This is a genomic window from Streptomyces sp. NBC_01166 (assembly GCF_045039765.1).
Taxonomy (GTDB): domain Bacteria; phylum Actinomycetota; class Actinomycetes; order Streptomycetales; family Streptomycetaceae; genus Streptomyces.
The window spans coordinates 4,675,920-4,690,540 of record NZ_CP108613.1 but is presented as its reverse complement, the minus strand read 5'-3'; the positions used below and the strand labels follow the sequence as shown (position 1 = coordinate 4,690,540).

Here is a 14,621-nt window from a genome sequence, read left to right as displayed (position 1 = left end):
GCCCGCCGGCGGCTACGCCTCCACCCGCACCCCGATCTGCGCCGCGAACGCCGGAGCCAGCTCCATCAGCTGGGACGGGCTGATCACCGCCCCCGCCAGCCGCTCCACACCCCGCGCGATGTCGAGCTCCGCGACCGTCCGCAGATCGACGGACTCCATCCGCACCGCACTGAAGTCGGCACGCTTCAGCACACAGTCCCGGAACTCCACCCGGACCAGCTGCGCCTCCCCGAAGTCCGGCTCCGAGAGCACACACCCCTCGAACACGACGTCCTTCAGCCGCGCCTTGCGAAGATTCAGGTAATCGATCTTCCCGCCCCGGACCAGCACCCGCTCCAGCACCGCGCCGTGCAGCTGCACCCCGCCCAGCCGCGCGTCCAGGACCTCCACGTCCCGCAGCGACGCCCCCGCGAGATCGGTGCCCACACCCCGCACCCCCGAAAGCACCGAGTCGATGAACCTGGCCCGCACCAGCTCCGTACGGTCCAGGGCGCATCCGCGCAGCTCGCAGTCCATGAAGCGCGCCCCGGGACCCGACGCGTCGGACAGGTCCGTCTCCCCGAACCGCACACCGTCGTAATCCCCGTCGGGCTCCAGGCCCTCCCCCTCGTACTCCACGAGGGGCGGCAGCCTGACCTCCGCCCGCCGTGCCTGGGCCACCTCCTTCGCGCCCGCGCTCCTGCTGCTCCTGTTGCCTGTACGTGCCATGCCCCCCATCGTGACGCACACCACTGACATCGCCCCGGCCCGGTGTCACAGAACGAGAAGGCCGAACCGTCCTCCGTGCAGAAGCGCCCCACAGCAAGGAGACCCAGCCATGCAGCGCATCCACATCGTCGGCGGCGGCCTCGCCGGACTGACCGCCGCGATCACCGCCGCCGAATCCCGGGCCCAGGTCACCCTCCACGAGGCCCACCACACCCTCGGCGGACGGGCCAGGACCTCCGAGGGCCCCTACCTCACCAACGAGGGGCCGCACGCGCTGTACCGCCGCGGACCGCACTGGACCTGGCTCGAACAGCGGAAACTCCTCGGCCCGATCGCCTCCGTACCGCCCCTGGAAGGCACCCGCTTCCTCTTCCGCCGCGACGGCGCCCTGCGCAGGACCCCGCCCCTCGCCCTGCTGCGCCTCGCCCGCCGCGACCCCCGCCGGGCCCCCGTCGACGCCGACTTCCTCAGCTGGGCCACCCGCCAGGTGGGCGAGGAAGGCGCACGCGCGGCGGCGCACTACATGGGCGTGGCCCTCTTCCACCACGACCCCGGTTCCCTCTCCGCCGCCTTCGTCCAGGCACGGCTGCGCCGCGCCACCGCACTGCCGCCCGAGGCCCACTACCCCGTCGGCGGCTGGGCACAGCTGGTCGACCGGATGGCCTCCCGGGCCTGGAATCTCGGCGTGCGCATCGAGACCGCCGAGCGCATCGGCCACGACGACCTGGCAGCCCTCCACCGCGACGGACCGGTGATCGTCGCCACCCACCTGGACTCCGCCCGCACCCTGCTGGAGGACCCCTCCCTGACCTGGGACAGCGGCCGCACCGCCCTGCTCGACCTCGCTCTGCGGACCCGGCGCGGCGACCCGTTCATCATCTCCGACCTCGACGCCCCCGGCTGGATCGAACGGTTCACCGCCCAGGACCCGACCCTCGCCCCGGCCGGCGAACAGCTCGTCCAGGCGCAGATCCCCCTCGCCCCCGGCACCCCCCGCGCCGACGCCGTCCGCCGGGCCGAGGACCTGCTCGACCTCGGCTTCCCCGGGTGGCGCGACCGCACCACCTGGCGCCGCGAAGCACTCGCGGCGGGCCGCACCGGCGCCGTCGACAGGCCCGGCACCACCTGGCGCGACCGGCCCGCCGTCGACCGCGGCGACGGGATCCTGCTCGCGGGCGACCAGGTCGCCGCCCCGGGACTCCTCAGCGAGGTCGCGTTCAACAGCGGCATCGAAGCGGCGGTCCTGGCGCTGAAACTCCTCGGCAGGACGGCTCCGGAGACCCCCCGCCCGGCAGAAGCCCCTTGACCTCAAACGCGCTTGAGGTCAAAGGGTGGGGAGCACCAGCCACAGGCCGTCGCGCCGCCACCCGGGGAGCCCACCATGTACGCCATCCGCCTCCACGCCTTCGGCCCCGCGGAGAACCTCGTCCACGAGCGGACCGAGGACCCCGTACCGGCCCCCGGCCAGGTCCGCATCGCCGTGGCCGCGGCCGGCGTGCACCTCGTGGACACCCACCTGCGCGAAGGCAGACCCGGCCCCTACCCGATCACCGCCGCCGACCTGCCGACCATCCCAGGCCGCGAGATCGCGGGCACCGTCGAGTCACTCGGAGAGGGCACCGACCCCGCCTGGCTCGGCCGCGAAGTCGTCGCCCACATCGGCGCGGCCCCCGGCGGCTACGCCGAACTGACCGTCGTCGACGCCGAGAAGCTCCACCCGCTCCCCGACGGCCTCGACCCGGCCGAGGCCGTCGCCATGATCGGCACAGGCCGCATCACCCTCGGGATCGTGCAGTTCGCCGACCTCGGCCCCGGCTCCGTCGCCCTCGTCACCGCCGCGGCCGGCGGCGTCGGCACGCTCCTCGTCCAGTACGCCAAGAACGCCGGAGCCACCGTCATCGGACTGGCCGGCGGACCCGCCAAGACCTCCCTCGTCTCGGAGAACGGAGCCGACCTCGCCGTCGACTACACCCTGCCCGACTGGCCGGGCCGCGTCCGCCCGTACCTCGACACCCTCGGCCGCCCCGCCACCGTCGTCTTCGACTCGGTCGGCGGGATCACCGCCCGCGCCGCCGTCGACCTGCTCGGCAAGGGCGGCGAACACCTCGTCCACGGCGGATCCGGCGGCCAGGTGCTCACCCTCGGCGAGACGGAACTCGCCGAGCGCGGCATCACGTCCCGGAACGTCCTGGGCCCCGCCATGATCGAGAAGGGCGGCGGCATGAGAGCCCTGGAGACCCGCTCCCTGGCCGAAGCCGCGGCAGGCCGACTCCGCCCCACCGTCCAGCGCTTCCCCCTCGCCGAAGCGGCCGCCGCCCACCGCGCGCTGGAGACGCGGGGCACGGTGGGCAAGGTCGTCCTCGTACCGTAAGGAGGACTCCTCAGGCCGCTCCGAGCTCCGCCAGCGCCCCGTCCGTCAGCCGGTACACCGTCCACTCGTCCTGGGGACGCGCACCCAGCGACTCGTAGAACGCGATGGACGGGGCGTTCCAGTTCAGCACCGACCACTCCAGGCGCCCGTAACCGCGCTCCACACAGATCCGCGCGAGCTCCGTCAGCAGCGCCTTCCCGTAACCGCCACCACGCCGCTCGGGGCGCACGTACAGATCCTCCAGATACACCCCGTGCACCCCGCGCCACGTCGAGAAGTTGAGGAACCACAGCGCGAAGCCGACCACCGCGCCGTCGTCGTCCGCCACCGCGACATGCGCGTACGCGGCGGGGCGCTCACCGAACAGGGCCTCGCGCAGCTGCTCCTCGGTGGCGTTCGCCTCGTCGAGCGCCTTCTCGTACTCGGCGAGCTCACGGACCATGGCGTGGATGGCGGGGACGTCTTCAGGGGTGGCTACGCGAATCATGGGGGCAGCCTAGACAGGCGGGACCTCGCGCCTCAGTCCCGCCCCAGCAACTGCCGGGCGATCTCCGCATGGTCCGCGTAGAGCCGCGGCCTCCCCCGCCGGATCCCCCACAGCGCGTTCTGCAGCACCCGCCCCAGCGTCCACGACCTCGCCCGCTCCCGGTCCAGCTCCAGCACCCCGCACAGCAGATCGAACCTCCAGAGCACCTCCGACGCGTCCCACCTCTGGTCCAGCGCCGGAAAGAGGTCGAACGCCGGATCGCCCGCCAGCGGCTTCGGGTCCAGGGCCACCCACTCCCCCGCCCGGCCCTCCTCCGCGCGCCCCGCCAGGATGTTGGCGTAATGCAGGTCCCAGTGCAGCAGGCGGTCCCCCGGCTCCCCCGCCACCTCCCGCACCGCGGCCGCACAGTCCAGCAGCAGCCGCCGCTCCCCCGCGTCCTCCAGCACCCCGGCCGCCCCGGGCGTCTCCGCCAGCATCAGCGCCGCCAGATCCCCCAGCCGCCGCATCCCCGGCGGAGCCGGCACACGCACCAGCCGGGCCAACGACTCCGCGAGCACCCGCACCGCCGACCGCGCATCCGGCACCTCGGTCAACGGGCGCCGCTCGTCCAGCCGTTCCAGCAGCATCGTCCCCGTCGCCGCGTCGTACTCCAGCAGGCCCACCGCCCCCGCGCCCGCCGCACCCCACACCCGTAGCGCGACCGGCTCCCCCACCGTCTCCGCGTCCACCATCTGAAGCTTCAGCGCCGCCCCGCGGCCGTCCGCCTCCCGCACCACCGGCAGCACCAGCGCGCACATCCCGCACATCGAGGCCCCGTCGGGCCGCAGCCCCCACTCGTCCAGGAACCTCCCGGCCAGCGCGGGCAACGCGGCGGCGAACTCCCGCCCCTCCGCGCCGCTGTGCTCACTCAGATTCACGGCCAGGTCATCCGGAACGTCGATCACACCCCGAGCCTAGAGGTACCCTCCAGCGACCGGTCTGCACACGGACAAGCAGGGGACACATGAGCACCGTCAGTACGGTCAACGGCGGCATCTCGTTCTGGTACGCGAACGAGGGCACACCCGCCCCACGCGAACCCCTGCCCGGCGACACCAACGCCGACGTGTGCATCGTCGGCGGCGGCTACACCGGACTCTGGACGGCGTACTACCTCAAGAAGGCCGTCCCCTTCCTCAACATCACCGTCCTGGAAGCCAAGTTCTGCGGATACGGGGCCTCCGGGCGCAACGGCGGCTGGCTCTACAACGGCATCGCAGGCCGCGACCGCTACGCCAAGCTGCACGGCCACGACGCCGCCGTCCGCCTCCAGCAGGCCATGAACGACACCGTCGGCGAGGTCATCCGCATCGCCGGCGAGGAGAAGATCGACGCCGACATCCACCACGGCGGCGTCCTCGAAGTCGCCCACACCCCCTCCCAGCTCGCCCGACTCAAGGACTTCCACTCCGTCGAGATCGCCTTCGGCGAGACCGACCGCGTCCTGCGCGGAGCCCGCGAGACCGCCGAGCGCATCCGCGTCTCCGGAGCCGTCGGCTCCAGCTGGACCCCGCACGGCGCGCGCCTGCACCCCGCCAAACTGGTCAAGGGCCTCGCCGACACCGTGGAAGCCCTCGGCGTCACCATCCACGAGTCGACACCCGTCACCGAGATCAAGCCCAAGCACGCCGTCACCCCCTACGGCACGGTCCGCGCCCCCTACGTGCTGCGCTGCACCGAAGGCTTCACCGCGGGCCTCAAGGGCGAGAAGCGCACCTGGCTCCCCATGAACTCCTCCATGATCGTCACCGAGCCCCTGCCCGAGGCCGTCTGGGACACCATCGGCTGGGACGGCCGCGAAACCCTCGGCGACATGGCCCACGCCTACATGTACGCCCAGCGCACCGCCGACGGCCGCATCGCCCTCGGCGGCCGGGGCGTCCCCTACCGTTACGGCTCGGCCGCCGCCCACGTCAACGGAACAGCACGCACCCGGCCCGCCACCGTCGAGGCCCTCCGCGACCTGCTCGTCCGCTTCTTCCCCACCACCGCCGGCACCCGCATCGACCACGCCTGGTCCGGCGTGCTCGGCGTCCCCCGCGACTGGTGCGCCACCGTCACCCTGGACCGCTCCACCGGCCTCGGCTGGGCCGGCGGCTACGTCGGCTCCGGCGTCGCCACCGCCAACCTCGCAGCCCGCACCCTGCGCGACCTGATCCAGCAGGACTCCGGGCAGGCCGGCCCCACCGACCTCACGGCCCTGCCCTGGGTCAACCACAAGGTCCGCCGCTGGGAACCCGAACCCTTCCGCTGGCTCGGCGTCCACAGCCTCTACGCCGCCTACCGCGCCGCCGACCGCCGCGAAGCCGCCTCACCGCACCTCGGCACCGACCGCATCGCCAAGGCGGCGGACCGCATCGCGGGCCGGCACTGACCGACCCGCGATGCGGTCCGCTTCCGGGCCTCAGGCGGCCTCCGCCCCGGCCGGCCGCCTCCCGTCGTGGTGGATCGGCGTCGCCGAACCCGTGAGGGGAGCGCCGGTCCCGCCCCGACGCGCCGCGACGATCTCCGCCGCGATGGACAGGGCCGTCTCCTCCGGCGTACGGGCCCCGAGGTCGAGGCCGATCGGCGACCTGAGCCGCGCCAGCTCGCTCTCCTTCAGACCGGCCTCCCGCAGCTTCCGGTCACGGTCCGCATGGGTCCTGCGCGACCCCATCGCCCCGACGAACGCGACCGGCATCCGCAAAGCCTGCTCCAGCAGAGGGACGTCGAACTTGGCATCGTGCGTGAGCACGCACAGAACCGTCCGCCGGTCGGTCGCGGTGCGCCGCAGATACCGGTGCGGCCAGTCCACGACCAGATCGTCCGCCTCGGGGAAGCGGGCCCGGGTGGCGAAGACAGGACGGGCATCGCACACCGTGACGTGATAGCCGAGGAACTTGCCCGCGCGCACGAGCGCCGCAGCGAAATCGATCGCACCGAACACGATCATGCGAGGCGGCGGCACATTCGACTCCACGAGGAGTGTGAGGCCCCCCGGGCACTGCGTTCCGTCCTCCGCCAGGTCCCGGGTGCCGGTGCGCCCCGCGTCCAGCATCGCCCGCGCCTCGGCCGCCGCCGTCCGGTCCAGCTCCGTGGAACCACTCCCGTACGACCCCTCGTACGACCCGTCCGAGCGCACCGACAGCGCCCTGCCCAGGAGTTCGGCCGGACCACGGACGACCCGGGCCAGGGCCGTCGGCTCACCCGAGGCGGCGGCCGACAGCGCCGACCTGACCGCCTCCCGGGCAGGCGACCGCGCGTCGAACGGGGTGACCACGACATCGATGACCCCGCCACAGGTCAGCCCGACCGCGAAGGCGTCCTCGTCGCTGTACCCGAACCGTTCGACGACGGTCCCGCCGTCCTCCAGCGCCTGGACGCACAGGTCGTACACCGCCCCCTCCACACACCCGCCGGAGACCGAACCGACGGCCGTGCCCTCGCTGTCGACGGCGAGCGCCGCACCCGGACCGCGCGGCGCGCTGCCGCCGACGGCCACGACGGTCGCGACGGCGAACTCCCTTCCCTCCTCGGCCCAACGCGCCAGCTCACCGGCGATGTCAAGCATGCGGGCCTGCCGTGAGAACACGGTCGGGCCTGATCGGCAGGGAGCGGTGGCGCACACCCGTCGCGTGCCAGACGGCGTTGGCGATCGCCGCCGCCGCCCCCACGATCCCGATCTCGCCGATGCCCTTGATCCCCACCGGGTCGTCCGGGTCGGGGTCGTCCACCCAGTCCGCCTCGATCACCGGCACATCGGCGTTCGTGGCGACGTGATAGCCCGCGAGATCCGCACCGTAGAGGGCACCGGTGTTCCCGTCCCTGACCGCCTCCTCGTGCAGAGCCATGGAGATGCCCCAGATCATCCCGCCGACGAACTGCCCACGGGCCGTGAGCGGGTTGACGATCCGCCCGGCGGCGAAGATGCCGAGCATGCGGCGCACCCGCACCTCCCCCGTCGTCACGTCCACGGCCACCTCGGCGAACTGCGCCCCGAACGAGTGCCGCTCCTTCTGCGCGAGAGCCCCGATCGCCTCGGTCGTGTCCGACCGCACCGTGATGCCCTCCGGCGGAACGACACCGCTCAGCGCGAGCCGCTCCCGCAGCTCCTCGGCCGCGGCGGTGACCGCCCACGCCCACGACCGAGTGCCCATCGAGCCGCCGGCGATCATCGCCGGGCCGAAGTCACTGTCGCCGATCCTTACGCGCACCCGGCCGGTCGGCACCTCCAGGGCGTCGGCGGCGACCAGGGTGAGCGCCGTCCGTGCCCCCGTGCCGATGTCCGCCGCGTTGATCCGCACGGTGAAGGTGCCATCGGCCTCCGCTGTCACGGCCGCCGTCGACGGCATCGCTCCCGCGCCGAAGGAGGCCGCCGCCGTCCCGGTGCCGAGCAGCCAGCGCCCGTCCCGGCGCAGACCCGGACGCGGGTCCCGGTCGGCCCAGCCGAACCTTCGGGCACCCTCCCGGAAGCAAGCCGGCAGGTTACGCGTCGCGAACGGCAGCCCGGAGACCGGACCCAGCTCGGGCTCGTTGCGCATGCGCAGCTCGATCGGGTCGATCCCGCACTTCTCGGCGAGCTCGTCGAGCGCCGACTCCAGCGCGAACGACCCGGGCGCCTCACCAGGCGCGCGCATGAACGTCGGACTCGGCACATCGAGCCGTACGACCCGGTTCGCGGTGTAATGGGCGGGTGCGTCGTACATCACCCGGGCCGGGCCGGCCCCCGACTCGACGAACTCGTACACCGTCGAGGTGAGACTCAGACAGCTGTGCTCCAGCGCGCGCAACCGCCCCTCGGCATCGGCACCGAGCCGGACCCGCTGGGTCGTGGGACTCCGGTAGCCCGCGAGCGAGAACATCTGACGCCGCGTCATCACCACCCGGACCGGGCGCGACAGAGCGGTGGCCGCCATGACCGCGGCCACCTGGTGCGCACGGACGCCCTTGCTCCCGAAGCCACCGCCGACGTGCTCGGACCGCACGCGAACCGAGGCCGGATCCAGCGAGAAGAGACTCGCGAGCTCGTTCGCCACCCACACCGTGCCCTGGTTGGAGTCCACGACCTCGAGCCGGCCACCGTCCCACAGGGCGGTCGCCGCGTGCGGCTCCATCGAGTTGTGGTGCTCCTCCGGCGTGGAGTACTCGGCGTCCAGGACGACGGAGGACCCCGCCAGTTCGGCGTCCATGTCCCCCTTCTCCTCCACTCCCGCGCCGCTGGGGCCCGGCACCGCGTACGCGTCCGGGTGCTCGCCGGCGAAGGTGACGTCGTGCGGCTCCTCCTCGTACCGCACGACCAGCGCCTCGGCTGCTTCCCGGGCCTGCTCGGAGGTCTCGGCCACGACCAGCGCGACCGGCCAGCCCGCGTGCGGCACCCGGTCGTGCTGGAAGACGGCGACGGTCGGGTCCGGCGGCATACCGAGCATGCCGGTGTAGTCCGTGTCGACCCGCGGGGCGTTCCCGTGGTGCAGGACCAGGAGGACGCCCGGCATCCCCAGGACCGCGTCCGTCTCCACCGAGCGGATGCGGCCACGGGTGATCGTCGACAGCACCAGCCATCCGTGCGCCAGTCCGGCGAAGGGGATCTCGCCCGCGTAACGGGCCGCTCCGGTGACCTTGTCCCGGCCCTCCACGCGGGTGTGCGCGGTACCGACGGCCCTGGCCGCCCTGGTCCCGGTCGTGGTGGTGGTCATCGGGTGGCCTCCTCGGTGAGTTCGCTGAGCACGGCGACGACGAGGTTGCGCATCAGCGTCACCTTGTACGCGTTGCCCGGCAGCGGCCGGGCGGCCGCCAGTTCGGCATCGGCCGCGGCGGCGAAGGCCGCGGCGGAGGCCGGCCCGCCGGTCAGGGCCTGTTCGGCCGCGAGGGCCCGCCACGGCCGGGAGGCGACAGCCCCGAAGGCCAGCCGCACCTCGTGCACGACGCCGTCACGGACGTCGAGCGCGGCGGCGATCGAGCCGATCGCGAAGGCGTACGAGGCACGCTCACGCACCTTGCGGTAGCGGGAGTTGACGGCCACCAGGGCCGGCGGCAGGACCACGCCGGTGATCAGCGCACCCGCCGGAAGGGCGGTCTCCCGGTGCGGGGTGTCCCCCACCGGCAGGTAGAACTCGGCGAGCGGCACCCGGCCCGGCCCGTCGGCCGTCTCGTACTCGACGACGGCGTCGAAGGCCGTCAGCGCCACACCGAGGTCGGAGGGGCTGGTGGCCACGCAGTGACCGGAGGCGCCCAGGATCGCGTGGTTGTGGTGCTCGCCCTCGATCGCGGGGCAGCCGCTGCCGGGGACGCGCTTGTTGCACGGCTTGGTCACGTCGGCGAAGTAGCCGCAGCGGGTCCGCTGCAGCAGGTTCCCGCCGACGGTGGCCATGTTGCGCAGCTGCCCGGAGGCACCGGCCAGCACCGCCTGGGTCAGCGCCGGGTAGCTCCGGCGCACGTCGGGGTGGGCCGCGAGGTCGCTGTTGGTGACGGTGGCACCGATGCGCAGCCCGCCACCCTCGGTCACCTCGATCCGGTCCAGCGGGAGTTCACGTACGTCGACGAGCCTGCCGGGCCGCTCGACACCGGTCTTCATCAGGTCGACGAGATTGGTGCCGCCGCCGAGAAATCGGGCGTCCGGGTCGGCGTCGAGCAGCGCCAGGGCGCCGGAGACGTCGACCGCGCGTTCATATCCGAACTCCCTCATGCCGCCGCCCCCTCGCGCTTCCCGTCCTGCGTACTCTCATCGGCCCGGACGGCCTCCGCGTGGATCCCGGCCGCGCGTTCGACCGCCTGCACGATCGACACGTAGGCACCGCAGCGGCACAGGTTGCCGCTCATCCGCTCCCGCACCTCGTCGGCGGTCAGCGGCGGCGGCCCCGCCTCCGGACTCAGGTCGTCGGTGACGGCGCTCGGCCAGCCGGCGGCGTGTTCCTCGATCACCGCGACGGCCGAACAGATCTGGCCAGGCGTGCAGTAGCCGCACTGAAAGCCGTCGAGATCGAGGAACGCCTGTTGCACGGGGTGCAGTTCCTCGCCCTCGGCGATCCCCTCGATGGTGGTGATCTCCCGGCCCTCGGCCGCCACCGCCAGCTGCAGACAGGCGACGGCCCGGCGTTTGTCGAGCAGGACGGTGCACGCACCGCACTGCCCCTGGTCGCAGCCCTTCTTCGTGCCGGTCAGATCGAGACGCTCACGCAGGGCGTCGAGCAGGGTCGTGCGGTGGTCGACGGTCAGCGTGTGCTTCTCGCCGTTGATGTTCAGAGTGACGGCGCTGTACGTCGACGAGGGCGCTGGGGCCATGATCAGCCTTCTTTCGCGTTCCCGGACCGCGACGCGAGGGCGGTCCGGCAGGCAGGGAGACGGAAGACACAAGGACGTATGGGAGAGGTTTCGGGGGTGGGGGGCGCGCGGCATGCGGAGACGACGGACCGGAGACGCGGGAGGGGGAGACCGGTGCCGGCCATCGGCTGTCCACCCGGACCACCCACCGCTAAGGTGTGCCTAAGTGAAGTGGACAACTGTCCGTTCACTGGAAAACGTAGTGGACAGTTGTCCACTTAGCAAGGGTGGGATTCGGCCACGAACCCGCGAGGAGGACGAGTGCAGCGGAAGAAGGACGCACCTCTGCGCTCGGACGCGCAGCGGAACCGCGAGCGCATCCTGGAGGTGGCCCTGACGGAACTGACGCTCTGCGCGGACGTCCCGCTCAGCGTGATCGCCAGGAAGGCGGGCGTCGGACAGGGCACCTTCTACCGCAACTTCCCCAAGCGCGAGTCCCTCGTCCTGGAGATCTACCGCCACGAGATGCAGCAGGTCGCCGACGCCGCGACCGAACTGGTCAGGACCCACGAACCCGACCGCGCCCTGCGCGAGTGGATGGACCACCTCGCCCGGTTCGCCATGACCAAGGCAGGCCTGGCGAACGCGATCCGCCAGGCCACCAGCGCCCCGGACGGCCCGGCGAAGCCGGGCCACACCCCCCTGACGACAGCGACCGAGACGCTCCTCCGCGCCAACGAGGAGGCCGGGACCATTCGCCCCGGAGTGACGGCGGACGACTTCATCCTCGCCATCGCCGGCCTCTGGCAGCTCGACCCCCACGACGACTGGCAGCCCCGCGCCGCCCGCCTCCTGGACCTGGTCATGGACGGCCTGCGCGCGGGGGCCCCGGGCAGGCGGGGGCCAGGTAGCGGGAAAACAACGGAAAAGCCCAGGTCAGAGGATGTCTGACCTGGGCTTTCACTGAGCCCCCTGTCGGATTCGAACCGACGACCTACGCATTACAAGTGCGTTGCTCTGGCCGGACTGAGCTAAGGAGGCGTGCGGGAGCAGTGTAACTAACGTCGGCACCGGAACCTGCTCGATATTCGAGACCTCGGACTACTGACAGATCCGAAACCGCCAGGTAGCGTCACCTCAGGTTCACTCCAGTGGACCACACCACTCCCTACTCGGATCGTCCGGCACGTTCCTGCCGGTTGAGGAGAAGCATCGTCATGGCCAGTGTCACGTTCGACAAGGCGTCCCGCGTCTACCCCGGCTCCACCAAGCCGGCTGTGGACCAGCTCGAGATCGACATCGAGGACGGCGAGTTCCTCGTCCTCGTCGGTCCTTCCGGTTGCGGCAAGTCGACCTCCCTGCGCATGCTCGCGGGTCTCGAGGACGTCAACGGCGGTGCGATCCGCATCGGTGACCGCGACGTCACGCACCTGCCCCCGAAGGACCGGGACATCGCCATGGTGTTCCAGAACTACGCGCTCTACCCGCACATGTCCGTCGCGGACAACATGGGCTTCGCCCTCAAGATCGCCGGTGTGAACAAGACCGACATCCGGGCGAAGGTCGAAGAGGCCGCCAAGATGCTGGACCTCACCGACTACCTGGACCGCAAGCCGAAGGCGCTCTCCGGTGGTCAGCGTCAGCGTGTGGCGATGGGCCGTGCCATCGTGCGTGAGCCGCAGGTCTTCCTCATGGACGAGCCGCTGTCGAACCTCGACGCCAAGCTCCGTGTCTCGACGCGTACGCAGATCGCCTCGCTGCAGCGCCGCCTCGGCATCACCACCGTGTACGTCACCCACGACCAGGTCGAGGCCCTCACCATGGGCGACCGCGTCGCGGTCCTCAAGGACGGTCTGCTCCAGCAGGTCGACTCGCCGCGCAACATGTACGACCGCCCGGCGAACCTCTTCGTGGCCGGCTTCATCGGCTCCCCCGCGATGAACCTCGTCGAGGTCCCGATCACCGACGGCGGCGTGAAGTTCGGCAACAGCGTCGTCCCGGTCTCGCGTGAGGCGCTCACCGCCGCCGCGAACCGCGGTGACACCACCGTCACGGTCGGCATCCGCCCCGAGCACTTCGACATCGTCGAGCACGGCGGCGCCGCCGCGACCGGCCTCTCCAAGGCCTCCTCCGACGCCCCGGCCGGTCTGGCCGTCTCCGTCAACGTCGTCGAGGAGCTCGGCGCCGACGGTTTCGTCTACGGTGCCGCGCAGGTCGGTGGCGAGCACAAGGACCTGGTCGTCCGCGTCGGCGGCCGCGCCGTCCCGGAGAAGGGCACCGAGCTGCACGTCGTGCCGCGCCCGGAGGAGCTGCACGTCTTCGCCACCTCGACCGGTGAGCGTCTGACCGCCTGATCCTCACGATCCAGCCGCTACGGCCCCGCTCCCTCCGAGGGACGCGGGGCCGTTCGCGTGTCGCGGGCAGGATCGGGTTTCGGATCGGGCAGGCCTCAAATACCCTGGCACACCGGTCAATTAACCCCAGAGCGTCAACACGTAATTCGAAAAGACCTCTCGAACCATCCCTCGCAAGGGTGACGAAATGTCGCCAAGTCATCACTGCCCGCTACGCTCGCCTGCGTGACCCACACCGCGCGCCGAATCGGCCGAACCCTAGCTCTCGTACTGCCCGTCGTCATGGTTCTGTCCGGGACCCTCGCGGTCACCCGTGTGCAGTGGTCGGGGCAGGACACCGAGACCCAGCTGCTGACCGCTGCCTCGGAGACCGTGTCCAAGCGGGCGAAGGCCCGGGCACCTCAGGACGTTCTGCGGGACAAGCTCCTCCTGGAGCTCCGTGAGAAGGACCCGGGTGTCGCACTGACGAGCCTCCAGCGCACCGTCGAGGGGCGGCCCTCCCTGGCCAAGCACTGCATGTCGATCGCCAAGGCGCTGGGCAAGGCCGCCGTGGACCAGTACGGCCCGACCCGTGCCCACCGCTTCTCGCGTCCGGTCTGCGACACCTCGTTCGCCTCGGGCGTCGCGCAGTTCAGCTGAGCCGGGTGCGTCCGGGCACGGCATATCGTGCCTGGCATGCATACGTATCCGACGCAGGCCGTGATCCTGGCGGGTGGTCAGGGCTCGCGGCTGCGCCCGTACACCGATGACCGCCCCAAGCCGATGGTCGAGATCCCGGGGACCGGGACCCCGATCATCGGCCATCAGCTGTCCTGGCTGGCCGCCGAGGGCGTCACGGACGCCGTGATCTCGTGCGGCCATCTTGCCGATGTGCTGCAGGAGTGGCTGGACTCGGCCGTTCTTCCGTTGCGTGTCACGACCGTCGTCGAGACCGAGCCCTTGGGCCGGGGCGGCGGTCTCAAGCATGCCGCGACGCGGCTGCCCGATCCGTCGGAGCCCTGGTACGCGACGAACGGCGACATCTGGACCCGCTTCTCGCTGCGGGAGATGGCCGCCTTCCACGCCGAGCGGGACGCAACCGCGACGCTCGCGCTCGCCCGTCCCCGGATCCCGTGGGGCGCCGTGGAGACCGACGCGTTCGGGCACATCACCGACTTCATCGAGTCGCCGCCGTCGCCGTATCTGATCAACGCGGGCGTGTACGTCTTCGCGCCGGCGTTCACCGCGATGCTCCCGGACCTCGGCGACCACGAGCGGACGACCTTCCCCCGGCTGGCCCGTGAGCGCCGACTGGCCGGGTTCCCCCTGCCGCACGGGGCGTACTGGCGGGCGATCGACACCGCGAAGGACCTCACCGAGGCGGCGAAGGAACTGGGCGCCCACGCGGGCGGCTGACCCGCCCCTGTACGTAGGCGAGGACGGTCAC

General features: G+C 71.9%; 14 protein-coding genes and 1 tRNA gene. 7 read left to right on the top strand and 8 right to left on the bottom strand.

Features of this window, described 5'->3' with window-relative positions; all coding sequences use genetic code 11:
- Positions 1-12: 12 nt before the first annotated feature.
- Positions 13-717 (bottom strand): pentapeptide repeat-containing protein, encoded by a 705-nt coding sequence (locus tag OG379_RS21590; RefSeq protein ID WP_405664773.1) that lies wholly within the window; start codon positions 715-717, stop codon positions 13-15.
- 100 nt (positions 718-817) lie between these two features.
- Here OG379_RS21590 and OG379_RS21585 point away from each other — a divergent pair, with 100 nt between their 5' ends.
- Both OG379_RS21585 and OG379_RS21580 read left to right on the top strand, forming a co-directional pair.
- The gene (locus OG379_RS21585) at positions 818-2,014 is read left to right on the top strand and encodes an NAD(P)-binding protein (protein WP_405664772.1); all 1,197 of its coding nucleotides are present in this window, start codon (positions 818-820) and stop codon (positions 2,012-2,014) included.
- A gap of 75 nt (positions 2,015-2,089) precedes the next feature.
- Entirely contained in the window at positions 2,090-3,079 is a 990-nt protein-coding gene (locus OG379_RS21580) for a zinc-binding dehydrogenase (RefSeq protein WP_405664771.1), read from the top strand.
- Positions 3,080-3,089: 10 nt separating this feature from the next.
- Here OG379_RS21580 and OG379_RS21575 read toward each other — a convergent pair whose 3' ends face one another.
- Together OG379_RS21575 and OG379_RS21570 are read right to left on the bottom strand one after the other, a co-directional pair.
- Entirely contained in the window at positions 3,090-3,566 is a 477-nt protein-coding gene (locus OG379_RS21575) for a GNAT family N-acetyltransferase (RefSeq protein WP_104787841.1), read from the bottom strand.
- A gap of 32 nt (positions 3,567-3,598) precedes the next feature.
- Positions 3,599-4,510: an aminoglycoside phosphotransferase family protein gene (locus tag OG379_RS21570; protein WP_405664770.1), complete on the bottom strand. Its 912-nt coding sequence runs from the start codon at positions 4,508-4,510 to the stop codon at positions 3,599-3,601.
- Between the two features lie 59 nt (positions 4,511-4,569).
- Between OG379_RS21570 and OG379_RS21565 the strand changes: the two genes are divergently transcribed.
- The gene (locus tag OG379_RS21565) at positions 4,570-5,979 is read left to right on the top strand and encodes an NAD(P)/FAD-dependent oxidoreductase (protein WP_405664769.1); all 1,410 of its coding nucleotides are present in this window, start codon (positions 4,570-4,572) and stop codon (positions 5,977-5,979) included.
- Positions 5,980-6,009: 30 nt separating this feature from the next.
- Here OG379_RS21565 and OG379_RS21560 read toward each other — a convergent pair whose 3' ends face one another.
- Genes OG379_RS21560 through OG379_RS21545 form a run of 4 tightly spaced genes read right to left on the bottom strand, consistent with a single transcriptional unit; the run spans position 6,010 to position 10,862 of the window.
- Positions 6,010-7,155, bottom strand: coding sequence for an XdhC family protein (locus tag OG379_RS21560; protein ID WP_405664768.1), 1,146 nt, complete (start codon positions 7,153-7,155; stop codon positions 6,010-6,012).
- Entirely contained in the window at positions 7,148-9,277 is a 2,130-nt protein-coding gene (locus OG379_RS21555; RefSeq protein ID WP_405664767.1) for a xanthine dehydrogenase family protein molybdopterin-binding subunit, read from the bottom strand. The genes OG379_RS21560 and OG379_RS21555 overlap by 8 nt, the downstream gene beginning before the upstream one ends.
- On the bottom strand, positions 9,274-10,266 hold the full coding sequence (locus tag OG379_RS21550) for an FAD binding domain-containing protein (protein ID WP_405664766.1): 993 nt from the start codon (positions 10,264-10,266) through the stop codon (positions 9,274-9,276). The genes OG379_RS21555 and OG379_RS21550 overlap by 4 nt, the downstream gene beginning before the upstream one ends.
- On the bottom strand, positions 10,263-10,862 hold the full coding sequence (locus tag OG379_RS21545) for a (2Fe-2S)-binding protein (protein WP_405664765.1): 600 nt from the start codon (positions 10,860-10,862) through the stop codon (positions 10,263-10,265). The genes OG379_RS21550 and OG379_RS21545 overlap by 4 nt, the downstream gene beginning before the upstream one ends.
- Positions 10,863-11,162: 300 nt before the next feature.
- Here OG379_RS21545 and OG379_RS21540 point away from each other — a divergent pair, with 300 nt between their 5' ends.
- Positions 11,163-11,792 carry a TetR/AcrR family transcriptional regulator gene (locus tag OG379_RS21540; RefSeq protein WP_405664764.1) on the top strand — a complete coding sequence of 210 codons (630 nt, stop codon included), beginning with the start codon at positions 11,163-11,165 and terminating at the stop codon, positions 11,790-11,792.
- Positions 11,793-11,807: 15 nt separating this feature from the next.
- Here the strand turns inward: OG379_RS21540 and OG379_RS21535 are convergent.
- A tRNA-Thr gene (locus tag OG379_RS21535) sits at positions 11,808-11,882 on the bottom strand.
- Between the two features lie 176 nt (positions 11,883-12,058).
- Here OG379_RS21535 and OG379_RS21530 point away from each other — a divergent pair.
- The 3 genes from OG379_RS21530 to OG379_RS21520 all read left to right on the top strand — a co-directional run bounded on the left by OG379_RS21530 (position 12,059) and on the right by OG379_RS21520 (position 14,590).
- Complete coding sequence (locus OG379_RS21530; protein WP_405664763.1) at positions 12,059-13,195, top strand: ABC transporter ATP-binding protein; 1,137 nt, start codon at positions 12,059-12,061, stop codon at positions 13,193-13,195.
- A 225-nt stretch (positions 13,196-13,420) separates the two neighbouring features.
- Positions 13,421-13,834 (top strand): hypothetical protein, encoded by a 414-nt coding sequence (locus tag OG379_RS21525; RefSeq protein WP_356707977.1) that lies wholly within the window; start codon positions 13,421-13,423, stop codon positions 13,832-13,834.
- 36 nt (positions 13,835-13,870) lie between these two features.
- Positions 13,871-14,590: an NDP-sugar synthase gene (locus OG379_RS21520; RefSeq protein ID WP_393757359.1), complete on the top strand. Its 720-nt coding sequence runs from the start codon at positions 13,871-13,873 to the stop codon at positions 14,588-14,590.
- Positions 14,591-14,621 lie beyond the last annotated feature (31 nt).